Genomic DNA, 21843 nt, shown 5'->3' with positions numbered 1-21843 from the left:
GGACCCGATGACCACCACCCACTCCACCACCTCACGCCCCCTCCGGCCGCCACGCACCGGGCGCTCCAACGGGCAGTGGGCGGTCGACGGGCGCGAGCCCCTCAACGCCAACGAGGCGTGGAAGCAGGCCGAGGGCGGGCTCGACGTGCGGCAGCGGATCGAGGAGGTCTACAGCCGCGAGGGCTTCGCCTCCATCCCGCCGGAGGACCTCTCCGGCCGGTTCCGCTGGTGGGGCCTGTACACCCAGCGCCGCCCGGGCATCGACGGCGGGCGCACCACGCAGCTCGACGACACCGAGCTCTCCGACGAGTACTTCATGCTCCGCGTCCGCCTCGACGGCGGCGCGCTCACCCTGGCCCAGCTGCGCGTCCTCGCCGACATCTCGACCGAGTTCGCCCGGGGCACCGCCGACATCAGCGACCGGCAGAACATCCAGTACCACTGGATCCGGGTCGAGGACGTCCCGGAGATCTGGCGGCGCCTGGAGTCGGTCGGGCTGCAGACCACCGAGGCCTGCGGCGACACCCCGCGCGTCGTCCTCGGCAGCCCGCTGGCCGGCATCGCCGCCGACGAGGTGATCGACCCGACCCCCGTCATCGACGAGATCGTCCGCCGCTTCGTCGGCGACCCCGACCTGGCCAACCTGCCGCGCAAGTTCAAGTCGGCGGTCACCGGCCACCCGAGCCTCGACGTCGTCCACGAGATCAACGACGTCTCGCTCGTCGGGGTCGTCCACCCGGACCTCGGCCCCGGCTACGACCTCTGGGTCGGCGGTGGCCTGTCCACGGCCCCGCGGCTCGCCGAGCGGCTCGGCACCTTCGTCCCCGGGGACCGCGCTGCCGAGGTGTGGCACGGCGTCGTGCGCATCTTCCGCGACCACGGCTACCGCCGGCTGCGTACCAAGGCGCGGCTGAAGTTCCTCCTCGCCGAGTGGGGTCCGGCCGAGTTCCGGCGGGTCCTCGAGGAGGACTACCTCGGGTACGCCCTCCCGGACGGCCCTCCGCCGCCGCCCGCGACGACGCCCGGCGACCACGTCGGCGTCCACCGGCAGAAGGACGGAAACCACTACGTCGGCGCGGCCCCGGTCGTCGGCCGGGTCAGCGGCGAGGTCCTCGCGGGCCTCGCCGACCTCATGGCCGCCACCGGGACCGACCGGCTCCGGCTGACGCCGCACCAGAAGCTCGTCGTCCTCGACGTCCCCCCGGAGCACCTCGACGCCCTCGTCGACGGCCTCGAGGGCCTCGGGCTCTCGGTCTCCCCCAGCCCGTTCCGTCGCAGCACCATCGCCTGCACCGGCATCGAGTACTGCAAGCTGGCCATCGTCGAGACCAAGGCGTCCGCGGCGTCGGCCGTCGCCGAGCTCGAGCAGCGACTCGCCGACGTCACCGGCGACCTCGACACCCCGATCTCGTTGCACGTCAACGGATGCCCGAACTCGTGCGCGCGCATCCAGGTCGCCGACATCGGGCTCAAGGGTCAGCTCGTGACGATCGACGGCGAGCAGCGCCCCGGCTTCCAGGTGCACCTCGGCGGCGGCCTCGCCTCCGCCGACCGCGAGGAGGCCGGCCTCGGCCGCACCGTCCGCGGCCTCCGGGTGACCACCGACGACCTGCCCGACCTCGTCGAGCGGCTCGTCCGCCGCTTCCTCGCCCAGCGCAGCGCCGGCGAGACGTTCTCGAGCTGGGCCCACCGCGTCGACGAGGAGGAGCTGCGATGACCGCCCCGACCACCCCGACCACCACCCGCCGCGACCCGGAGGTGCTCAGCGCGCTGGCCGCCGAGGGCGCCCGCGAGCTGGGCGCCGACGCGAGCGCCGACGACGTCGCCGCCTGGGCCGCCCGGACCTTCCCCGGCAGCCTGGCCGTCGCGTGCAGCATGCAGGACGCGGTGGTGCCCGCCGTCGTCGCCCGGCACGCCCCCGGCGTCGACGTCCTCTTCCTCGACACCGGCTACCACTTCGCGGAGACCCACGGCACCCGCGACCGCGTCGCCGCCGAGCTCGACGTGAGGGTCGTCGACGTCCGGCCGACCCTGTCGGTGACCCAGCAGGACATCCGGTACGGCCCGCGGCTGCACGAGCGCGACCCCGCGGCGTGCTGCCGGATGCGCAAGGTCGACCCGCTGCGCGCGGCCCTCGGCGGCTACGAGTGCTGGGTCACCGGGGTGCGCCGCGAGGAGGGCCCGACCCGCGCCGACACCCCGCTGGTCCAGTGGGACCAGCAGTTCGGTCTCGTCAAGGTCAACCCGCTCGCGGCGTGGACCGTCGACGAGCTCGTCGGGTACGCCGCCGAGCACCAGGTGCCGGTCAACCTCCTGCTCTCCGACGGCTACCCCTCGATCGGCTGCGAGCCGTGCACCCGTCGGGTCGAGCCCGGCGCCGACCCCCGGTCCGGGCGCTGGGCCGGGTTCGCCAAGACCGAGTGCGGGCTGCACCCGTCATGACCACCACGACCACGAACGAGGTCCTCACCGACGTGACCACCGACCTGGCGCCTCGCGCGTCCACCGACCAGCCGGTCCTCAGCCAGCTCGACGTGCTCGAGGCCGAGGCGATCCTCGTGATCCGCGAGGTCACCGCCGAGCTCGAGCGACCGGTCCTGCTCTTCAGCGGCGGCAAGGACTCCGTCGTCATGCTGCACCTCGCGGCGAAGGCGTTCTGGCCCGCCCCGGTGCCCTTCCCCGTGCTCCACGTCGACACCGGGCACAACTTCCCCGAGGTGCTCGCCTACCGCGACGCCACCGTCGAGCGGCTCGGGCTGCGGCTCGAGGTCGCCTCGGTGCAGGACTGGATCGACGACGGCCGGCTGCGCGAGCGCCCGGACGGCACCCGCAACCCGCTGCAGACCCGGCCGCTGCTCGACGCCATCGCCCGGCACCGCTTCGACGGCGTCTTCGGCGGCGGTCGGCGCGACGAGGAGAAGGCCCGTGCCAAGGAGCGGATCGTCAGCCTCCGCGACGAGTTCGGGCAGTGGGACCCGCGCAACCAGCGCCCGGAGCTGTGGTCGCTCTTCAACCCCCGCCACCGTCCGGGCGAGCACGTGCGCGCCTTCCCGCTGTCGAACTGGACCGAGCTCGACGTGTGGCGCTACGTCGAGCGGGAGGGCATCGAGCTGCCCGACCTCTACTACGCGCACGAGCGCGAGGTCGTCGAGCGCGACGGGATGCTCATCGCGGTCGGCCCGTGGTCGCCGCCCCGGGACGGCGAGGCGGTCGAGCGGCGGAGGGTGCGCTACCGGACCGTCGGCGACATGTCGTGCACCGGAGCGGTCGAGAGCGACGCCGCCACCGTGGCCGACGTCGTCGCCGAGGTGGCGGCGACCCGCGTCACCGAGCGCGGGGCGACCCGGGCCGACGACCGGCTGTCCGAGGCCGCCATGGAGGACCGCAAGAAGGAAGGGTATTTCTGAGATGCCGACCCTGCTGCGCCTCGCGACCGCCGGATCGGTCGACGACGGCAAGTCCACCCTCGTCGGCCGGCTGCTGCACGACAGCAAGTCCGTCCTCGCCGACCAGCTCGACGCCGTCGAGCGGGTCAGCCGCGCCCGCGGGCTCGAGGGCGCCGACCTCGCACTGCTCACCGACGGCCTGCGCGCCGAGCGCGAGCAGGGCATCACCATCGACGTCGCCTACCGCTACTTCGCGACCGCGAAGCGCTCCTTCGTGCTCGCCGACTGCCCCGGCCACGTGCAGTACACGCGCAACACGGTGACCGGCTCCTCGACCGCCGACGCTCTCGTGCTCCTCGTCGACGCGCGCAAGGGCGTGCTGGAGCAGACCCGCCGGCACCTCGCGGTCGCCGGCCTGATGCGCGTGCCGCACGTCGTCATCGCGGTCAACAAGATCGACCTCGTCGAGCACAGCGAGGAGGTGTTCGCCACGGTCGCCGCCGACGTCCGCCGGATCGCCACCGCGCTCGGCATCCCGGACGCCCACGCCGTGCCGGTCTCGGCCCTCCACGGGGACAACGTCGTCGAGCGGTCGGCGTCCACGCCGTGGTACGACGGGCCGTCGCTGCTCGAGCTCCTCGAGACCCTCGAGCCCGCCGCCGACCCGGCTGCCGAGCACTTCCGCCTGCCGGTCCAGGCCGTCATCCGGCCGCAGGGTGCGGCCCGCTCGGCCGAGCACGTCGAGTACCGCGGCTACGCGGGGCCGGTTGCCTCCGGCGCCGTCCGGGTCGGCGACGAGGTCGTCGTGCAGCCCGCGGGCACCCGGACGCGGGTCGTCGGGATCGACCTCGGCGAGCGCTCGCTGGAGGTCGCCGTCGCGCCTCAGTCGGTCACCCTCCGGCTCGCCGACGACGTCGACGTCAGCCGGGGCGACGTGGTCGTCGCCGCCGATGCGGTGCCGCTGCTCACCCAGGACGTCGAGGCCCTCGTCTGCTGGCTCGCCGACACCCCGCTGCACCCCGGCGCCCGCCTGCTCGTCAAGCACGGCGCGCGCACGGTGCTCGCCGTCGTCCGCTCCGTCGACGGCCGGCTCGACCTCGACGCGCTCGAGCTGTCGGCCGCCGACTCGCTGTCGCTCAACGACATCGGCCGGGTGACGGTGCGCCTGGCCTCCGCCCTGCCCGTCGAGGAGTACGCCCGCTCACGCAGCGGCGGGTCCTTCCTCCTCGTCGACCCGGACGACGGTCGCACCCTCGCGGCGGCGATGGCGGACGCCCCGGCACCCGTCCCCACCTGAGGGAGGCGACCGGGGGGCCGGTCAGCCGACGACGACGTCGACTCCCGCCGGAGCGTCGACCGAGACGACCTGCCCCTCGGCGTCGACGGAGACCGCGACGGGCGCCCCGCCGAGCCGCAGTCCCTCGACGCGCAGCGCCCCGAACGGCGCCGAGGCCAGCGGGGCGAGGTGCAGCGTGCCGCCCGGGGCGTCGGGCCGCAGCCCGAGCGCGATGGTGACGAGCGCGCCGGTGCTCGCCGCCGCCCAGGCCTGCGGCCGGCAGCTCGCCGGGTAGGGGGCCGGCCGGCCGAGGACGGGGTCGGCCCCGTAGAGCTCGGGCCACCGGTACCCGCTGGCCGCGGCGACGTCGACGAGGGCGCGCACGACGGCCGTCGCGCCGTCGAGGTGCCCGGCGCGGGCCAGCCCGAGCCCGCAGATGGCGCTGTCGTGGGTCCAGACCGAGCCGGTGTGGTACCCGATCGGGTTGAACGCGGGGTTGCCCCGGGCCAGCGTCGAGACGCCGAGCGGCCCGAGCAGGTCCGGCCCGGCGAGCGCTGCGGCGACGCGGGCCTCGCCGGCCGCCCCGAGCGTTCCGGTGCCGAGGACGTGGCCGATGTTGCTCCCCAGCCCGTCGACCGGCCGACCGGCACCGTCGAGGGCCATGGCGAGGACGCGCCGGCCGCCGGTGTCGACCCAGAACCGCTCCTCGACCCGGCCTGCGAGGGCTCCCGCCCAGGCCCGCCAGGGGTCGCCGTCGGCACCGAGGACCTCCTCGAGGAGGCTCGCGGCGGACCGCGCCGCCTCGACGGCGTAGGCCTGGGTCTCGACGAGGGCGATGGGCCCGACGGCGACCTGTCCGACGGCGTCGCGCATCGAGTCGCCCGAGTCCTTCCAGCCCTGGTTGGCCAGGCCGGTCCCCGACTCGTCGAGGTAGCGCAGGAAGCCGTCGGGGCTCTCCCGCACCGCGCGCTCCATCCACCCGAGCGCCGCGTGCAGGGCGGGTGCCAGATCGCGGACCTCCGCGGCCGGGAGCCCCCAGCGCCATGCGTCGTGGAGCAGGCAGACCCACAGCGGCGTGGCGTCGACCGTGCCGTAGTAGGTCGTCGGCAGGACCATCCCCCCGGAGCTGCCGAACGCGGTCCGCCGGACCTCGTGCGGGATCTTGCCGGGCGCCTCGGCGGTCGCGACGTCGTCGGTCCGCCCCTGGCGCCGGGCCAGCGCGCGGAGCGTCCCACGGGCGAGGTCGGTGCCGAACGGCAGGGCCAGGCGCGCCGCCCAGACCGCGTCCCGGCCGAAGAGGGTGAGGTACCACGGCGTGCCCGCCGCCGCGAAGACGTCCTCGGGCGCGAGCGGGTCGCGCATCGCGAGGTGGCGCAGGTCGTCGATCCCGTGTGCGACGGTGTGCCCGAGCCGGGCGTCGCCGGCCTCCACCCGCACCGCGTCGAGGTCGAGGGCCTCGACGCCGCCCTCCGCGTCGAAGGCCGTCGCCGCCACCCGCGCCGCGACGACGCTGCCGGTCACCTCGCGGCGGCCGGCGGGCGGCACCTCGAGCGTCCAGCGCAGCACCGCGTCCGGGCCGTCGACCAGGACCTGCGCTCCCTCGCCCCGGACGGAGACCGCGTGCCGGTCGTCGGCCCACGACGCCGTGCCGTCCGCGACGAGAACCGGCAACGGATGCGGCTGTGCGACACCGTGCTTGACGTCATGCAGGTCGGCGCCGTCACCGGAGAGCCGCAGCTCGACGACGCAGCGCACGGGCTCCGCCGAGCGGTTGCGGACCTCGACCGTCTCGTCGAGACCACGGTCGGTGAGCAGCCGCCGGCGCGCCACCTCGACGGTCGGGTCCGGCCCGGGGTCACCCAGGTGCCGGGCGACCGCGAGGGTCTCGGTGCGGCCGCCGCGGCTGGCGGCGACGACCCCGGTCGGCGCCCGCCCGTCGACCCGGAGCAGGAGGCGGTGGACCACCCTCCGGTCGTCGACGAAGAGGCCGGCGGCCTCCGAAGCGGGCGCCCCGGCGTCGACGTCGCCGTCCGACGCGGCGAGGCACGTCACCGGACCCCGGACCGCCACCTCGAGCCGGTGGAGCCACGGCTGCCGCGAGCGCTCGGGCGCGGTCGGGGGGTCTTGACTTCCGGCGTCGGGAGGATGCACAGTGACGACCCTATCCATTTGATCGTTCAAATCAATGCCTTTCCCTCAGTGGTTTGAACGTTCACAGCAGGACGGGACGGGCCCCGACGCCCGGGTCGAGGAGGACCGATGACACCGCACCCGCCGGACGGCGACCGCGTCACCATCCACGACGTCGCGCGCGCCGCCGGGGTGAGCCGGCAGACCGTGAGCAATGCCGTCAACAACCCCGACCGGGTCCGCGCCGACACCCTCGAACGGGTCCGCGCCGCCATCGACGAGCTCGGCTACCACCCCTCGAGCTCGGCCCAGTCGCTGCGCAACCGGCGCGCCGGAGCCATCGGCGTCGAGCTGCACACCCTCGGCTCGCACAACGCGACGACCGCCCCGGTCCTCACCGCCCTCTCCCTGCGGGCGGCCCGGTTCGACTGCCACGTCGTCCCGTTCGGCTCCGAGACCGGCCACCCGATGCTCGAGGGCTACCGGACGATGTGGGCCGGCCGGCTCGTCGACGCCTTCCTCCTCGCCGAGACCCACCACGGCGACCCGCGGCCGCCGTGGCTCGAGGACCAGGGCATCCCCTACGCGACCTTCGGGCGGGTCTGGGACGACCCCACCTTCACCCGCTGGGTCGACGTCGACGGCGGCGCCGGCACCCGCGCCGCCGTCGAGCACTGCCTGACGCAGGGCTACCGGCGGGTGGGGTTCCTCGGCTGGCCGTCAGGCTCGGTCGTGGGGGACGACCGTCGCGAGGGCTGGCACCGGGCCGCGGTCGCGGCTGACGCCCTCGGGCCCGAGGGGGAGGCCGAGCAGGACCTCGACGACGCCGTGCGCGCCGCCACCGGCCTGCTGGGCCACCTCTCGCCCGGCGACGCCGTCGTCTGCGCCTCGGACGTCCTCGCCCTCGGGGTGCACCACGCGGCCGTCCGCGCCGGGCTCGAGCCCGGCGCCGACCTCGGCATCGTCGGCTTCGACGGGTCCGAGACCGCCTCGATGCACCACCTCACGTCCGTCGCCCAGCCCTTCGACGCCATCGCCGAGGAGTCGCTGCGGCTCGTCAGCTCGGCGCTCGTCGGCGACCCGGCCCCCGACGAGGGGCGCCTGCTCCTGCCCACCCTGACCACCTCCCGCAGCACCCGGGCCTGACCGGCCTCCCCCTCCCCCGCGCACCACCCCGACGAAGGAGTCACCCGATGACGCGCACCGTCCGCACGACCAGCCTGGCCTTGGCCATCGCCGGAGCACTCACCCTGAGCGCCTGTGGCGGAGGGGGGTTCAAGGACGACAGCGGCTCCAGCGCCCCCGCCTCGGCGAGCGGCCCGGTCGACCTCAAGATGCTCATCGCGTCCTCCGGCGACGCCGAGACCAACGCCGTCAAGGCGGCCGCCGACGCCTGGGCCAAGAAGAGCGGGAACACCGTGACGGTCACCGTCGCGAGCGACATGAACCAGCAGCTCGCCCAGGGCTTCGCGAGCGGCAAGCCGGCCGACGTCTTCTACCTCGACGCCTCGCGGTTCGCCGACTACGCGAAGAACGGCAGCCTCTTCGCCTACGCCGACCAGTTCAAGGACAACAGCGACTTCTACGAGTCGCTGCGCCGGACCTTCACCTACGACGGCAAGCAGTACTGCGTCCCCAAGGACTTCTCCACCCTCGCCCTCGAGATCAACACCGACTCCTGGGCCAAGGCCGGGCTCACCGACGCCGACGTCCCGACGACGTGGGAGCAGCTCGAGGCCGTCTCGAAGAAGCTCACGACCAAGGACCAGGTCGGGCTCGGCATCGGGGTCGGGATCGACCGGCTCGGCGCCTTCGTCGTGCAGAACGGCGGCTGGTGGCTCTCCGAGGACGGAACCAAGCCGACGGCGAGCACCCCGGCCGTCACCGAGGCGCTCCAGTACGTGCAGCGCAACGTCAAGGCCGGCAACTTCAAGATGTCCAACCAGCTCGACTCCGGCTGGGGCGGTGAGGCGTTCGGCACCAAGAAGGCCGCGATGACGATCGAGGGCAACTGGATCAAGGGCGCGGTGAAGAACGACTACCCCGACCTCAAGTACAAGACCGTCGAGCTGCCCGCCGGGCCGAAGGGCAAGGGCACCCTCCAGTTCACCCAGTGCTGGGGCATCGCCTCCGACTCCACGGCCCAGGCGCAGGCCGTCGACCTCGTGAAGTCCCTGACGACGGTCGAGCAGCAGATGGCCTTCGCCGACGCGTTCGGGGTCATGCCGAGCCGGCAGTCCGCGGCCGACCAGTACAAGACGAAGTTCCCGGAGGACGCCCCGTTCATCGCCGGTGGTGAGTACGGCCACGGCCCGATCAACGCCCCGGGGATGGAGCAGGTGGTCGCCGACCTCAACTCCAAGCTCGAGAACTTCGGCGGCGCCGACCTGTCGAGCGTCCTCAAGGGCTTCGACACCAACGCCGGCGCGGTGCTCGGGAAGTGACCACCACCCAGACGTCCGTGGGGTCCGGCACCGGCCGGGCCCCACGGGGCGGGGTCCCGGGCGCCGGACGCCGCCGCGGGGCGCCGCAGCGTCAGTCCGGCGCCGGATGGCTGTTCGTCACGCCGGTGCTCGTCGTCCTCGGGCTGTTCCTCGTCGTGCCCATCGTCATGGCGCTGTGGGTCTCGTTCACCGACTGGTCCGGCCGGGGCAGCCCCTTCTCGACCGGCGTCGGCTTCGTCGGGACCGACAACTACCGGGCGCTGCTCGCGGGCCCGGGGCTCTCGCAGCAGGACTTCATGATCTCGCTGCGCAACACCTTCTACTACGTCATCGGGGTAGTCCCCCTCCAGACCGTCGGCGCCCTGCTCCTCGCCGTCATCGTCAACCAGCGCTTCCTCAAGGGACGCACCTTCTTCCGCACCGCCTTCTACTTCCCGTCAGTCGTCTCCTCGGTCGCGATCTCCCTCGTCTTCCTCTTCCTCTTCACCGGCACCGGTGCGGTCAACCGCTTCCTCGGGATCTTCGGGATCGACGGCCCGACGTGGTTCTCCGACCCGCGTGGCCTCATCCACCTCGTCGGCCAGGGGCTCGGCCTGTGGAGCATCGACAGACCGCCGTCCGGTCTCAACGACACGGTCATCGCCGGACTTCCGGTGTGGCAGTGGATCTCCGGGCCGTCGGTCGCGCTCTCGGCGATCATGCTCCAGGTGGTCTGGACGACGACCGGCACCTTCATGCTCATGTTCATCGCCGCCCTCCAGGACCTGCCCACCGAGGTCGAGGAGGCCGCGCTGGTCGACGGCGCGAACCGCTGGCAGCGGTTCCGGAACGTCACCGTCCCGCACCTGCGCCCGACGATCCTCCTCGTCGTGACGCTCGGGGTGATCGGCACCTGGCAGGTGTTCGACCAGATGTACGTCATGACCCAGGGCGGCCCGGCGAAGACGACGCTCACCCCGGCCTACCTCTCGTACCAGGCCGCCTTCGGCCAGCAGCAGTGGGGCCAGGGCGCCGCGATCGCGTTCATCCTCTTCGTGCTCATCTTCGTGCTCACCTCGCTGCAGCGCTTCGTCCTGCGCGACAAGGACGAGGCGGCCCGCAAGCGGGCCGAGCGGCGGCAGCGACGCCAGCAGCGGGCGGCCGGATCGGGGGCGGCGGCATGAGCGACCTCGCCCCCACCGACAGCGTCGCCCCGGAGGCCCGGGCCCGGGCCGAGGCCGAGCTCATGCGACCGATGCGGGCAGGGACCGCCGCCGAGCGGTCGGGCGGCCGGGGCAGGAAGCTGGCCGTCTACCTCGCCCTCGTCGTCTTCGCGGTCATCTACATCTACCCGTTCGTGGTCCAGCTCTCCACCTCGCTCAAGACCAACGGGGACGCCGTCGGGCGGCCCCTCGGCCTCGTCCCGAACCCGGTGACGACCGAGGCGTTCCGGCGGCTCGCCGAGACCGACTTCCCGTTGTGGTTCACCAACTCGGTCGTCGTCACCGTCTGCGTGACCATCGGCCGGGTGTTCTTCAACTCGCTCGCGGGCTACGCGCTGGCCCGGCTGAGGTTCCGGGGCCGCGAGGCGGTCTTCACGGCGATCCTCGCCGTGCTGGCGGTGCCGGGCATCGTCCTGCTCATCCCGAAGTTCCTCGTGCTCAACTACCTCGGGATCTACAACACCTACCCGGCGCTCATCCTCCCGCTGCTCGTCGACGCCGCCGGCGTCTTCATCATGAAGCAGTTCTTCGAGACGATTCCCGCCTCGGTCGAGGAGGCGGCCCGGATCGACGGCGCCGGCACCTTCCGGATCTTCTGGTCGATCGTGCTGCCGATGGCCCGCCCGGCCGTCATCACCCTGACCATCCTCTCGTTCCAGGGGTCGTGGAACGAGCTGGCGCACTTCATCATCGCCGCCGACGACCCGCGCCTGTACACCCTGACCCGCGGCGTCGCGAGCCTGACCTCCGGCGGACTGGGCTCGGGCAACCAGTTCCCGATCACGATGGCCGCCGGCCTGCTCATGACCATCCCGACGGCGCTGGTCTTCGTCCTCTTCCAGCGCTACTTCACCCAGGGCGCCAACGCCGGCGCCGAGAAGGGCTGAGGACCACCCCGGGGCGCTCCCCGGGGGACGCGGCACGCCGCCCCGGACGGTGAGGGTCCGGGGCGGCGTGTGCCGGGCGGCGACGTCAGCGCACGAGGCTGCGCAGCACGTACTGGAGGATGCCGCCGTTGCGGTAGTAGTCGGCCTCACCGGGGGTGTCGATCCGGACGACCGCGTCGAACGAGGTCTCCGAACCGTCCTCGGCGATGGCGACGACCGAGACGGTGCGTGGCGTCGTGCCGTCGTTGAGGGCCTCGATCCCGGTCACCGAGAACGTCTCCGTGCCGTTGAGCCCGAGGGACTCGGCCGACTCACCCTGCGGGAACTGGAGCGGCAGGACGCCCATCCCGATGAGGTTGGAGCGGTGGATGCGCTCGTAGGACTCGGCGATGACCGCCTTGACCCCGAGCAGCGCGGTGCCCTTGGCCGCCCAGTCGCGCGAGGACCCGGAGCCGTACTCCTTGCCGGCGAGGACGACGAGCGGGACACCGGCCGCCTGGTAGGCGGCGGAGGCGTCGTAGATCGAGGTCTGCTCGCCGCCGGCGAGGAAGTTGCGGGTGAAGCCGCCCTCGACGCCGTCGAGGAGGAGGTTCTTCAACCGGATGTTCGCGAAGGTGCCGCGGATCATCACCTCGTGGTTGCCGCGCCGCGAGCCGTAGGAGTTGAAGTCCTTGCGCTCGACGCCGTGCTCGGCGAGGTAGGTGCCGGCCGGGCTGTCGCCCTTGATCGATCCCGCCGGACTGATGTGGTCGGTGGTCACGGAGTCGCCGAGCTTCGCCAGGACCCGCGCACCGCTGATGTCGGACACGGGCTCCGGGTCCATCCCCATGCCCTCGAAGTACGGGGGCCTGCGGACGTAGGTGGAGTCGGCGTCCCAGTCGAAGGTGTCGCCCTCCGGCGTCGGCAGCGACTGCCAGCGCTCGTCGCCGGCGAACACGTCGGCGTAGTCCTCGGTGAACATCTCCTGGCTGATCGCCCGCTGGATGGTCGCCTCGACGTCGGCCGGGGCCGGCCAGATGTCGCGGAGGAAGACGTCGGCGCCGGACTCGTCCTGCCCGAGCGGCTCGGTCTCGAAGTCGAAGTCCATCGTCCCGGCCAGCGCGTAGGCGATCACCAGCGGCGGCGAGGCGAGGTAGTTCATCTTGACGTCGGGGTTGATCCGGCCCTCGAAGTTGCGGTTGCCGGAGAGCACCGAGACGACGGCCAGGTCGTTGTCGTTGATGGCCTGGCTGATCTCGTCGTTCAGCGGGCCCGAGTTGCCGATGCAGGTCGTGCAGCCGTAGCCGACGAGGTGGAAGCCGAGCTTCTCGAGGTAGGGCCACATGCCGGCCTTCTCGTAGTAGCCGGTGACGACCTTCGAGCCCGGCGCCATCGAGGTCTTGACCCACGGCGCGACCGTGAGGCCGCGCTCGACGGCGTTCTTCGCGAGCATCGCGGCGGCCATCATCACCGACGGGTTCGAGGTGTTCGTGCACGAGGTGATCGAGGCGATCGAGACGATGCCGTGGTCGATCTCGAACGACGCGCCGTCGGCGGTCGTCACGGTGACCTTCTTCGACGGGCGACCGGCACCGTGCGAGTGCGCCGGGGCGTCACCGCCGTTGCGGCCGTCCGGGCTGCCCTGCGGGGTCGGGTCGGAGGCCGGGAAGGACGAGGCCTCACCGTCCGAGCCCTCCTCGTGCGAGACGTAGGTGGGCAGCACCTCGCGGAAGGACTGCTTGGCCTCGGTGAGGACGATGCGGTCCTGGGGACGCTTCGGGCCGGCGATCGACGGCACGACGGTCGACAGGTCGAGCTCGAGGTACTCGCTGTAGCGGGCCTCGCGGCTCGGGTCGAGCCACATCCCCTGCTCCTTGGCGTACGCCTCGACGAGCGCGACCGACTCCTCGGAGCGGCCGGTGAGGCGCAGGTAGTCGAGGGTGACGCCGTCGATCGGGAAGATCGCGCAGGTGGAGCCGAACTCGGGGCTCATGTTGCCGATCGTCGCGCGGTTGGCCAACGGCACCGCCGCGACGCCCTCACCGTAGAACTCGACGAACTTGCCGACGACACCGTGCTTGCGCAGCATCTCGGTGATCGTGAGGACCACGTCGGTGGCGGTGGCGCCGTCCGGGATCGCGCCGGACAGCTTGAAGCCGACGACCCGCGGGATGAGCATCGAGACCGGCTGGCCGAGCATCGCGGCCTCGGCCTCGATGCCGCCGACGCCCCAGCCGAGGACGCCGAGGCCGTTGACCATCGTCGTGTGGCTGTCGGTGCCGACGCAGGTGTCGGGGTAGGCGACGCCGTCACGGACCATGACCGTGCGAGCCAGGTGCTCGATGTTGACCTGGTGGACGATGCCGGTGCCCGGCGGGACGACCTTGAAGTCGTCGAACGCGGTCTGGCCCCAGCGGAGGAACTTGTAGCGCTCGCCGTTGCGCTGGTACTCGATCTCGACGTTGCGCTCGAAGGCGTCGGCCCGGCCGAAGACGTCGATCTGCACGGAGTGGTCGATGACGAGCTCGGCCGGCGCGAGCGGGTTGATCTTCGTCGCGTCGCCGCCGAGGTCCTTCATCGCCTCGCGCATCGTCGCGAGGTCGACGACGCACGGCACCCCGGTGAAGTCCTGCATGATGACGCGCGCCGGCGTGAACTGGATCTCGGTGTCCGGGTCGGCGTTCTCGTCCCAGCCGCCGAGGGCGCGGATGTGGTCGGCCGTGATGTTCGCGCCGTCCTCCGTGCGCAGCAGGTTCTCGAGCAGCACCTTGAGGCTGTACGGGAGGGTCTCGTGGCCCTCGACCGACGCGAGCCGGTAGATCTCGTAGGACTGCTCACCCACCTCGAGCGTGCCGTGGGCGTCGAAGCTGTTCGTGCTGGCCACCGGGTCTCCCTTCCGGGTCGCTGCGTCGTCGCGCGGTCCCGTCATTTATCTTGACGTCAAGATATCTAACCACACCGGGTCGGTCCCGTCGAGCCTATGCCCGCCGTGTGGGTGTCGCGAGGGAGTGCTCCGGCCGGTGCTCGGACACGTGCTCGGACCGGGTCAGAGGTCGTCGAGGACGGCCAGGGTGCGGGCCCACGCCCGCGACCCGGTGTCGACCTGGTCGAGGTGGTCGCCCGGTACCTCCACGAGGCTCGCCCCGGCCCCGGCGGCCCGCGCGGCCCGCACGTAGGAGCGCGACTGCTCGATCGGCACGGTGGCGTCGTCCCGGCCGTGGACGCAGACGACGGGGACGCCGGCGGGGACGAGCGAGCGCGGGTCGGCGGCGGCGTACGCCGCCGGCCGCTCGCCCGGCGACCCGCCGAGGAAGCCCCGCACCGCTCCGCCACCGAGGTCCTCTGCGGCGGCGGCCCGCAGGTCGAGGACACCGGCCTGCGCGACGACGTGGGTCGGCACGACCCGGGCGGACCGCCACCGCGCGAGCCGGCGCCGGGTCGCGGCCCACACGGCCAGCTGGCCCCCGGCGGAGTGCCCCAGCACCACGAGCGGGCCGGCCCCCGTCCGGCCGGCCAGCAGGTCGAGCGCGGCCGACACGTCGTCGAGGGTCGCCGGGTAGCCGCCCCCACCGCCGACCCGCCGGTACTCGACGGCGAGCGCCGTCCACCCCCGCGCGGCGAGGTCGGCGGCCAGCGGCCGGGCGAGCGAGACGTCGTACGCCTCGAGCCAGAACCCGCCGTGGAGGACGACGACCGTGCCACGGGAGGCGCCGCGGGGACGGGTCAGCTCGACGAACTGGGCCGCGTCCGAGCCGTACTCGATCCGCTCGACACCGCCCTCTGCGGTGGGTGGGGTCGACGGGTCCGACGGGGTCGACGGCCGCCCGCAGCCGCCGAGCAGCCCGCCGGCCGACAGGGCCGCGAGCCCGAGGGCCGTCCGCCGCGTGGGCCGCGCACCCGGCCCCCGCATCATCCGGCGTCGGGCACGAAGTGGGCCACGCACTCGACGTGGTGGGTCATCGGGAACGCGTCGAAGGCCCGCAGCGCCGCGAGCCGGTAGCCACGCTCCAGCAGCGCCGCGGTGTCGCGGGCGAGCGCCGCGGGGTCGCAGGCGACGTAGGCGACGACCCGCGGGCGCAGGTCGGTGACCGCGCCGACGACCGCCACCCCGGCCCCGGTGCGCGGCGGGTCGAGGACGACGACGTCGGCCCGCTGCGGCAGCAGGGGCGAGCGCGTCGGACGGCGGCGGCCGGGCCCCCCGGCGCGCCCGCGTCGTCGGTCGGTGCGCGGGAGCCCGAACGCGTCGTCGACCCGCGCCCCGAGGACCACGACGTTGCCGCGGCCGGCGAGGTCGGCGGTGGCGCGGGCCACGGCGTCGCGGTCGGCCTCGACGGCGACCACCTGGCCGTCCGGTCCGACCGCGTCGGAGAGCGCCGCCGCGAAGAGCCCCACGCCGGAGTAGAGGTCGAGGGCCCGCTCCCCCGGTCGGACCGCGAGCCCCTCCATCGCCGCCGCGAGGAAGGTGGCGGCGGCGCCGGGGTGCACCTGCCAGAAGCCGCGGGCCGACACCGTGAAGTCGTGCTCGAACCGGGTCGGCGCACCGGACGGTCCCCAGGCGGCGACGACCCGCTCGGTGACCTCCGGGACCTCCTCGGCCGGGACCGCGACCGCCACCGGTGGTCCGACCGACGGGGCGACGGCGTCGACGGCCTCGACCCCCGGCCAGGTGCGCGCGGTCACGGCCAGCGAGTCCACCCCGGGCGTGGCGATCCGGCAGGTGTCGACGCGGACCACCTCGTGCGAGCGGTGGCGGCGCAGGCCGGCCCGCCCGGCGGGGTCCACGGCGAACTCGACGCGCGTGCGCCACCCGAGCCCGTCCGCGTCGCCGGGGACCGGTTCGACCTCGACCTCCGCGTCGAGGCCGGCCAGCCGGCGCAGCTGCTCGCGCACCACCCCGGCCTTGAGCCGGCGCTGCGCGGCGAGGTCGACGTGCTGGAGGTCGCAGCCGCCACAGGCCCCCGGCCCGCTCCACGGGCACGGGGGCTCGACCCGGTCCGGCGAGGCCGAGACGACGCCGACCGCGTCCGCCCGCACGAAGCGGGCCCCGGAGCCGACCTCGGTCACCCGGGCCCGCACGCGCTCACCGGGCAGGGTGTGCCGGACGAAGAGCACCTGGCCGTCGTGCCGGGCGACGCAGTGCCCGCCGTGCGCGAACGCGGTGACCTCTACCTCGACCTCGTCGCCGACCGCGAGGCCGGGCCCCCGGTCGGGCATCACTCGCCGCGACGGACGTCGCCGGCGACCGGGCCGTCCATCCGCTCCTCGGCCCCCTCGGAGGACGCGAGCTGCCAGGGCACCGAGGAGACCATGACGCCCGGGGTGAAGAGCAGCCGGGTGCGCAGCCGCAGCGCGCTCTGGTTGTGCAGAAGCTGCTCCCACCAGTGACCGACGACGTACTGCGGGATGTAGACGACGACGATGTCGCGCGGGTTGTCGGTGCGGATCGACTTCACGTACTCGGTGACCGGCCGGGTGATCTCGCGATAGGGGCTGTCCAGGGCCTTGAGCGGCACGGGGATGTCGCGGCGGTCCCACTCCTGCTGCAGGGCCTTGGTCTCGTCCGGGTCGACCGAGACGGTGATCGCCTCGAGGACCGAGGGGCGGGTGGCCCGGGCGTAGGCGAGCGCCCGGAGCGTCGGCTTGTGGATCTTCGCGACGAGGACGATCGCGTGGACCCGTGAGGGCAGCATCTGCGCCTTGGTGTCTCCCTCCCTGACGCTCAGCTCGTCGCGCACGTGGTCGTAGTGGCGGCGGATGCCCAGCATGAGGAAGAAGAGGACAGCCATCGCGGCGATCGCGTAACCCGCGCCGTGGATGAACTTGGTCGCGAGGACGACGAGCAGGACGAGGCCGGACATCGTCGCGCCGACGCCGTTGATGACGCGGCTGCGCATCATCCGGGCCCGGGCCGCGGGGTCCTTCTCGACCCGCAGGTAGCGGTTCCAGTGCCGCACCATCCCGGTCTGCGACAACGTGAACGAGACGAACACCCCGACGATGTACAGCTGGATGAGCCGGGTGACGTCGGCGTTGAACACGACGACGAGCGCGGCCGCTGCACCGGCGAGGATGAGGATGCCGTTGGAGAACGCGAGCCGGTCGCCACGGGTGTGCAGCTGGCGCGGGAGGAAGCCGTCGCGGGCGAGGATCGACCCGAGGACGGGGAAGCCGTTGAACGCGGTGTTCGCGGCGAGGACGAGGATGAGGCCGGTGACGATCGAGACGACCACCACGCCGAGGTGGAAGTTCGAGAAGACGGCCTTGGACACCTGGCCCATCACCGTGTCCTGGACGTAGTCGTCGCCGACCGGCACGCCGTCGCGCAGCAGCTGGTTGGCCTCGTCGTCGGCGATCTTGACCTGGGTCCAGCCGGCCAGCGCGATCATCGACATGAGCATCGTGACCGAGATGGTGCCCATGAGCAGGAGGGTGTTGGCGGCGTTCTGGCTCTTCGGCTTCTTGAACGCCGGGACGCCGTTGGAGATGGCCTCGACGCCGGTGAGCGCGGCACAGCCCGAGGAGAAGGCGCGGAGGAAGAGGAAGGCCATCGCGATGGTGCCCAGCTGGCCGAAGCCGTCCTCGGGCCGGATCGTCAGCGGCGCGCTCTCGGCGAGCGGCAGGTCGCCGGAGACCTTGCGGAAGACCCCGAACGCGGCCATCCCGAGCACGCTCGCCATGAAGAGGTACGTCGGGATGGCGAACGCGGTCCCCGACTCGCGCACCCCCCGCAGGTTCATCGCCGTGAGCGCCATGATGATCACCACGGCGGCCAGCGCCTCGTGCCCGCGGATGAAGGTGAAGGCGGACGCGGCGTTCTGGACGCCCGACGACACCGACACCGCGACGGTCAGCACGTAGTCGACGAGCAGCGCGCTCGCCACGGTGAGCCCGGCCCGCGGCCCGAGATTGACGCTCGCGACCTCGTAGTCGCCTCCGCCGCTCGGGTAGGCGTGCACGTTCTGCCGGTAGCTCATGATGACGACGGCCATCACGGCGACGACGACGAGCGCGATCTTCCACGACTGGGTCAGCGCGAGCGTGCCGCCGGCGAGCCCGAGGGTGAGGAGGATCTCGTCCGGGGCGTAGGCCACCGACGAGAGGGCGTCGCTGGCGAACACCGGGAGGGCGAGCTTCTTCGGCAGCAGCGTCTCGCCCAGCCGGTCGCTGCGCATCGCGCGCCCGAGGATGACGCGCTTGACGAGACGACCCGGTGTGGACACGAGGCCCACTGTATTCAGGGCGGGCGGTGTTCCGTGGGGCGGTGTCCACGGGCACCGGCCGGACGGCCGACCCGGGCGGGCGGGCCCGTAGTAGCGTCGGCGTCGTGCACTTCGTCATCATGGGCTGCGGCCGCGTCGGCGCCTCCCTCGCCCGGGCCCTGGAGCGGGCCGGCCACGAGGTCGCCGTCGTCGACCAGGACGAGTCGGCCTTCCGCCGCCTCGGCACCTCGTTCGAGGGCCGCACGGTCACCGGCGTCGGCTTCGACCGCGACACCCTGCGCGCCGCCGGCATCGAGGACGCCTACGCCTTCGCCGCGGTCTCCAGCGGCGACAACTCGAACATCCTCGCCGCCCGCGTGGCCCGCGAGAAGTTCGGCGTCGAGAACGTCGTCGCCCGCATCTACGACCCCGGCCGTGCCGAGATCTACCAGCGGCTCGGCATCCCGACCGTCGCGACGGTCAAGTGGACCAGCGACCAGATGCTCCGGCGGCTGCTGCCCCAGGGACACGTGCCGGAGTACACCGACCCCTCGGGCCACGTCGTCATCGCCGAGATGCCGATCTCCGCGGCCTGGGTCGGGCACCGGCTGGCCGAGGTCGAGGCGGCCACCGGCGGGCGCCTCGCGTACGTGACGCGCCTCGGCGACGGCTTCCTGCCCGGGGCCGACACGGTCTACCAGGAGGGCGACCTCGTCCACCTCGCGTTGCTGCGCGAGGACCTCGCCACCGCCGAGCGCGTGCTCGACGGGCCGCCCCCGACCCACTGACCCCGAAAGGCCACCCTCCATGCGCGTCGTCATCGCCGGAGCCGGCAGCGTCGGGCGCTCCATCGCCCGCGAGCTGATCCGCAACGGCCACAGCGTCCTGCTCGTCGACCGCGAGGCCGACGGCGAGCGCGTCTCGAAGGTCCCGGACGCCAGCTGGCTCCAGGCCGACGCCTGCGAGATCGACACGCTCTCCGAGGCCGGCCTCGCCGACTGCGACGTCGTCGTCGCGGCGACCGGCGACGACAAGGTCAACCTCGTGCTCTCCCTCCTGGCCAAGACCGAGTTCGGCGTGCCGCGGACGGTCGCCCGGGTCAACAACCCCAAGAACGAGTGGATGTTCGACGAGGCGTGGGGCGTCGACGTCGCGGTGTCCACCCCGCGCCTCATGACGGCCCTCGTCGAGGAGGCCGTGAGCGTCGGCGACCTCGTGCGCATCTTCGAGTTCCAGCAGGGCCGAGCGATGATGGTCGAGATGACTCTCCCGGTCGGCAGCCCCTCCTCGGGCGCGCGGGTCGGCGACGGGCCGTCCCCCGGGGACACGGTGCGGACCGCCATCATCCGGGACGGTCACGCGATCGCCCCGAGCCGCGACGACGCCCTCGAGCCGCTCGACGAGCTGCTCTTCGTCACGACGCCGGAGGCCGAGTCCGAGCTGGAGTCGCTCCTCTCCCCCGGCCGGCGCCAGAAGCGCGAGGAGGACGAGGAGGGCTGACCTCCTGCGGCCGGGCGGTCAGTCGACCTCGAGCACCGGCTCGTCCTCGGGCTCGAGCGGGGTGTGCCCGGAGACGAGCAGCCAGCCCATGACGGCCAGCCCGGCGACCCAGAGCGGCCAGCCGAGGACGACCTTCGCGACGCCGAGGAGCGTCACCTGCTCGGCGAGGTAGAGGGGCACCATGAGCACCAGCCGGACGAGGTAGATCGCGACGAGGACCCACGTGAGCCGGGAGCAGACCCGCACCATCCCGCGGTCGCGCCGCCAGCCGAAGGGATCCTCCGCGGCCCGGGGGTCGCCGGCCCCGACGAGGAAGCCGACGGCCGGCCACCGGGTGAGGATGGAGACGAGCGAGGCGAGCAGGAAGCCCGCGCTCGTGAGGATGCCGGGGAGGAAGGCGTCCTGGGCCTGCCCCGAGCGCAGGGCGAAGAACGCCGCGACGGCCGTGGCGAACACCGCGCCGAGCACGTGCTGGAGGGAGGATCGCTGCACCACCCGCACGAGCGCGAGGAGGAGCGCGACCCCGATCGCCCAGACCGCCGCCCTGCGCACGTCGTGGTCGCTCAGCGACCACGCGAGCACGAACACCACGGTGGGCAGCGCCGTCTCGAGCGACCCGCGCCACCCGCCGAGGGCGGTCGAGAGCCGGTGCCGGATGAGGGCCTCGACCGTCTCCGCGCTCGGGGGCCGGGTGTGCTCGGCCGTCACTGCGTCGGGAGGATCTCGTAGGCGGGGTTGAAGATCGTGGGGGTGCCCTTGACCGTCGTGACCCGGCCCCGGGCCCGCAGGAAGGTCCCCGGTTCGATGCCCCCGATGGAGCGCCGGCCGACCCACACGAGGTTGACCGAGCCCTTGCCGTCCCAGACCTCCGCGACGAGCGCGGGCACGCTGCGCCTGGGTGGCAGGGTGACGGCGCGGACCGTGCCGCAGACGCACGCCGGGTAGCGCGGCGCGAGGGCGGACAGGTCGTCGCCACCCTCGGACGCCGCCTGCTGCTGCAGCTCCGCGTCGTCGCGCTCGGACGGGGTGCGGGTGAGGTCACGCAGCCGCTCGCGCACGCTCATCAGCGCACCTCGGTGATCTCGGGACCGCGCTCGAACGGGTCGAGGTCCGGCGTCCGGTCCTCGTCCGCGTCGGCCGCGGCCTCGGGGGCGCCGTCCTGCGGCAGCCGGAGCGGGAGGAGCTCGCGCGGAGCCATCGGGTCGCCGCCGCGGACGACGACCACCTCGCGGAAGACCTCGAGGAGCGGCTCGGCGGCGTCGTCGTCGATGGCCGCGCGGCCGGAGAGCACGCCGCGGAGGAACCAGCGGGGGCCGTCGACCCCCACGAAGGTCGCCGGGGCGAAGACGGTGCGACCGTCCGGGCCCGCGGACGGGAGCCGGGTGCGCAGCTGGGTGCCGAGGTCGGTGCGCAGCTCCTCGACCGTGCCGCCCTGGCGCTCGACGGACATCGCGATCTCGCGGCGGATCTCGCCCCAGAGGCCCTCGGAGCGCGGCGCGGCGAAGGCCTGGAGCTGGAGCGCCGACTCGCCGAGGACGGCGGTCGCCGCGTTGACCTGCTGCGACTCCTGCTCGACCTCGAGCCGCAGCTCCATCCCCGGCAGGCCCCGCACCCAGATCGCGCCGAGGTCGAGCCGGCCGTCACGGCCCTCGACGTCGGCGACGTCGTGCGGCCCGCCGCTGCGGTCCACCTCGTCCTCGGTCCCGACCTCGGCGTCGTCGGCCGCGGCCTCCTCGTCGACCTCGGACGGGGTGACGTCGTCGAGCTCGTCGGGGGCGGCCGGCTCGGCGGACTTGTTCCTGCGGAAGATGCTCACGGTCGTGTGGTCCTCGGGACGGGT

At 73.3% G+C, this 21843-nt stretch carries 18 protein-coding genes; 10 read left to right on the top strand and 8 right to left on the bottom strand.

Annotated elements, in window-relative coordinates; all coding sequences use genetic code 11:
* The first annotated feature begins 7 nt into the window (after positions 1–7).
* The 4 genes from PKA89_RS08975 to PKA89_RS08960 are packed head-to-tail and all read left to right on the top strand — an operon-like array spanning position 8 to position 4683.
* Entirely contained in the window at positions 8–1717 is a 1710-nt protein-coding gene (locus tag PKA89_RS08975) for a nitrite/sulfite reductase (protein ID WP_324418707.1), read from the top strand.
* Positions 1714–2442: a phosphoadenylyl-sulfate reductase gene (locus tag PKA89_RS08970; RefSeq protein ID WP_324418705.1), complete on the top strand. Its 729-nt coding sequence runs from the start codon at positions 1714–1716 to the stop codon at positions 2440–2442. The genes PKA89_RS08975 and PKA89_RS08970 overlap by 4 nt, the downstream gene beginning before the upstream one ends.
* Entirely contained in the window at positions 2439–3407 is a 969-nt protein-coding gene (gene cysD, locus PKA89_RS08965) for a sulfate adenylyltransferase subunit CysD (RefSeq protein ID WP_324418702.1), read from the top strand. Before PKA89_RS08970 ends, cysD begins: the two co-directional genes overlap by 4 nt.
* Before the next feature lies 1 nt (position 3408).
* Complete coding sequence (locus tag PKA89_RS08960; RefSeq protein WP_324418700.1) at positions 3409–4683, top strand: GTP-binding protein; 1275 nt, start codon at positions 3409–3411, stop codon at positions 4681–4683.
* A 21-nt stretch (positions 4684–4704) separates the two neighbouring features.
* Here PKA89_RS08960 and PKA89_RS08955 read toward each other — a convergent pair whose 3' ends face one another.
* Positions 4705–6813 (bottom strand): glycogen debranching N-terminal domain-containing protein, encoded by a 2109-nt coding sequence (locus PKA89_RS08955; protein WP_324418698.1) that lies wholly within the window; start codon positions 6811–6813, stop codon positions 4705–4707.
* 108 nt (positions 6814–6921) lie between these two features.
* Between PKA89_RS08955 and PKA89_RS08950 the strand changes: the two genes are divergently transcribed.
* Genes PKA89_RS08950 through PKA89_RS08935 form a run of 4 tightly spaced genes read left to right on the top strand, consistent with a single transcriptional unit; the run spans position 6922 to position 11325 of the window.
* On the top strand, positions 6922–7938 hold the full coding sequence (locus tag PKA89_RS08950; RefSeq protein WP_324418696.1) for a LacI family DNA-binding transcriptional regulator: 1017 nt from the start codon (positions 6922–6924) through the stop codon (positions 7936–7938).
* 47 nt (positions 7939–7985) lie between these two features.
* Entirely contained in the window at positions 7986–9236 is a 1251-nt protein-coding gene (locus PKA89_RS08945) for an extracellular solute-binding protein (RefSeq protein WP_324418694.1), read from the top strand.
* Complete coding sequence (locus PKA89_RS08940; protein WP_324418692.1) at positions 9233–10399, top strand: sugar ABC transporter permease; 1167 nt, start codon at positions 9233–9235, stop codon at positions 10397–10399. The genes PKA89_RS08945 and PKA89_RS08940 overlap by 4 nt, the downstream gene beginning before the upstream one ends.
* Positions 10396–11325, top strand: a complete 930-nt coding sequence (locus tag PKA89_RS08935; RefSeq protein WP_324418690.1) for a carbohydrate ABC transporter permease — start codon at positions 10396–10398, stop codon at positions 11323–11325. Before PKA89_RS08940 ends, PKA89_RS08935 begins: the two co-directional genes overlap by 4 nt.
* An 85-nt stretch (positions 11326–11410) precedes the next feature.
* Here PKA89_RS08935 and acnA read toward each other — a convergent pair whose 3' ends face one another.
* The 4 genes from acnA to PKA89_RS08915 all read right to left on the bottom strand — a co-directional run bounded on the left by acnA (position 11411) and on the right by PKA89_RS08915 (position 18476).
* A complete protein-coding gene (gene acnA, locus PKA89_RS08930) occupies positions 11411–14188 on the bottom strand; it encodes an aconitate hydratase AcnA (protein ID WP_324418688.1) in 2778 nt (925 codons plus the stop codon).
* Positions 14189–14350: 162 nt separating this feature from the next.
* Complete coding sequence (locus PKA89_RS08925; protein WP_324418686.1) at positions 14351–15217, bottom strand: alpha/beta hydrolase; 867 nt, start codon at positions 15215–15217, stop codon at positions 14351–14353.
* Positions 15214–16518, bottom strand: a complete 1305-nt coding sequence (locus PKA89_RS08920; RefSeq protein ID WP_324418684.1) for a TRAM domain-containing protein — start codon at positions 16516–16518, stop codon at positions 15214–15216. Before PKA89_RS08920 ends, PKA89_RS08925 begins: the two co-directional genes overlap by 4 nt.
* Complete coding sequence (locus tag PKA89_RS08915) at positions 16518–18476, bottom strand: APC family permease (RefSeq protein WP_324418795.1); 1959 nt, start codon at positions 18474–18476, stop codon at positions 16518–16520. Before PKA89_RS08915 ends, PKA89_RS08920 begins: the two co-directional genes overlap by 1 nt.
* Positions 18477–18628: 152 nt before the next feature.
* Here PKA89_RS08915 and PKA89_RS08910 point away from each other — a divergent pair, with 152 nt between their 5' ends.
* Together PKA89_RS08910 and PKA89_RS08905 are read left to right on the top strand one after the other, a co-directional pair.
* On the top strand, positions 18629–19291 hold the full coding sequence (locus PKA89_RS08910; protein ID WP_324418793.1) for a TrkA family potassium uptake protein: 663 nt from the start codon (positions 18629–18631) through the stop codon (positions 19289–19291).
* 19 nt (positions 19292–19310) lie between these two features.
* A complete protein-coding gene (locus PKA89_RS08905) occupies positions 19311–20003 on the top strand; it encodes a TrkA family potassium uptake protein (protein WP_324418682.1) in 693 nt (230 codons plus the stop codon).
* Between the two features lie 18 nt (positions 20004–20021).
* Here the strand turns inward: PKA89_RS08905 and PKA89_RS08900 are convergent, their stop codons facing one another.
* Genes PKA89_RS08900 through PKA89_RS08890 form a run of 3 tightly spaced genes read right to left on the bottom strand, consistent with a single transcriptional unit; the run spans position 20022 to position 21819 of the window.
* Positions 20022–20711: a DUF3159 domain-containing protein gene (locus tag PKA89_RS08900; RefSeq protein WP_324418680.1), complete on the bottom strand. Its 690-nt coding sequence runs from the start codon at positions 20709–20711 to the stop codon at positions 20022–20024.
* The gene (locus tag PKA89_RS08895; protein ID WP_324418678.1) at positions 20708–21067 is read right to left on the bottom strand and encodes an OB-fold nucleic acid binding domain-containing protein; all 360 of its coding nucleotides are present in this window, start codon (positions 21065–21067) and stop codon (positions 20708–20710) included. The genes PKA89_RS08900 and PKA89_RS08895 overlap by 4 nt, the downstream gene beginning before the upstream one ends.
* Positions 21067–21819: a DUF3710 domain-containing protein gene (locus PKA89_RS08890; protein WP_324418676.1), complete on the bottom strand. Its 753-nt coding sequence runs from the start codon at positions 21817–21819 to the stop codon at positions 21067–21069. The genes PKA89_RS08895 and PKA89_RS08890 overlap by 1 nt, the downstream gene beginning before the upstream one ends.
* Between the last annotated feature and the right edge of the window lie 24 nt (positions 21820–21843).

The sequence above is a fragment of the Phycicoccus sp. genome (assembly GCF_035325325.1).
Taxonomy (GTDB): domain Bacteria; phylum Actinomycetota; class Actinomycetes; order Actinomycetales; family Dermatophilaceae; genus Phycicoccus.
The sequence above is the reverse complement of the archived record's forward strand: the minus strand, read 5'-3'. Positions and strand labels throughout refer to the sequence as shown.

Bases quoted from the DNA above. Each gene is read 5' to 3' on its own strand.
- PKA89_RS08915 (WP_324418795.1), bottom strand. From the start codon at position 18,476: ATGCGCAGCGACCGGCTGGGCGAGACGCTGCTGCCGAAGAAGCTCGCC.
- PKA89_RS08960 (WP_324418700.1), top strand. From the start codon at position 3,409: ATGCCGACCCTGCTGCGCCTCGCGACCGCCGGATCGGTCGACGACGGC.
- PKA89_RS08975 (WP_324418707.1), top strand. From the start codon at position 8: ATGACCACCACCCACTCCACCACCTCACGCCCCCTCCGGCCGCCACGC.
- PKA89_RS08950 (WP_324418696.1), top strand. From the start codon at position 6,922: ATGACACCGCACCCGCCGGACGGCGACCGCGTCACCATCCACGACGTC.
- PKA89_RS08925 (WP_324418686.1), bottom strand. From the start codon at position 15,217: ATGATGCGGGGGCCGGGTGCGCGGCCCACGCGGCGGACGGCCCTCGGG.
- PKA89_RS08905 (WP_324418682.1), top strand. From the start codon at position 19,311: ATGCGCGTCGTCATCGCCGGAGCCGGCAGCGTCGGGCGCTCCATCGCC.
- PKA89_RS08920 (WP_324418684.1), bottom strand. From the start codon at position 16,518: ATGCCCGACCGGGGGCCCGGCCTCGCGGTCGGCGACGAGGTCGAGGTA.
- cysD (WP_324418702.1), top strand. From the start codon at position 2,439: ATGACCACCACGACCACGAACGAGGTCCTCACCGACGTGACCACCGAC.
- PKA89_RS08970 (WP_324418705.1), top strand. From the start codon at position 1,714: ATGACCGCCCCGACCACCCCGACCACCACCCGCCGCGACCCGGAGGTG.
- PKA89_RS08895 (WP_324418678.1), bottom strand. From the start codon at position 21,067: ATGAGCGTGCGCGAGCGGCTGCGTGACCTCACCCGCACCCCGTCCGAG.
- PKA89_RS08935 (WP_324418690.1), top strand. From the start codon at position 10,396: ATGAGCGACCTCGCCCCCACCGACAGCGTCGCCCCGGAGGCCCGGGCC.
- PKA89_RS08945 (WP_324418694.1), top strand. From the start codon at position 7,986: ATGACGCGCACCGTCCGCACGACCAGCCTGGCCTTGGCCATCGCCGGA.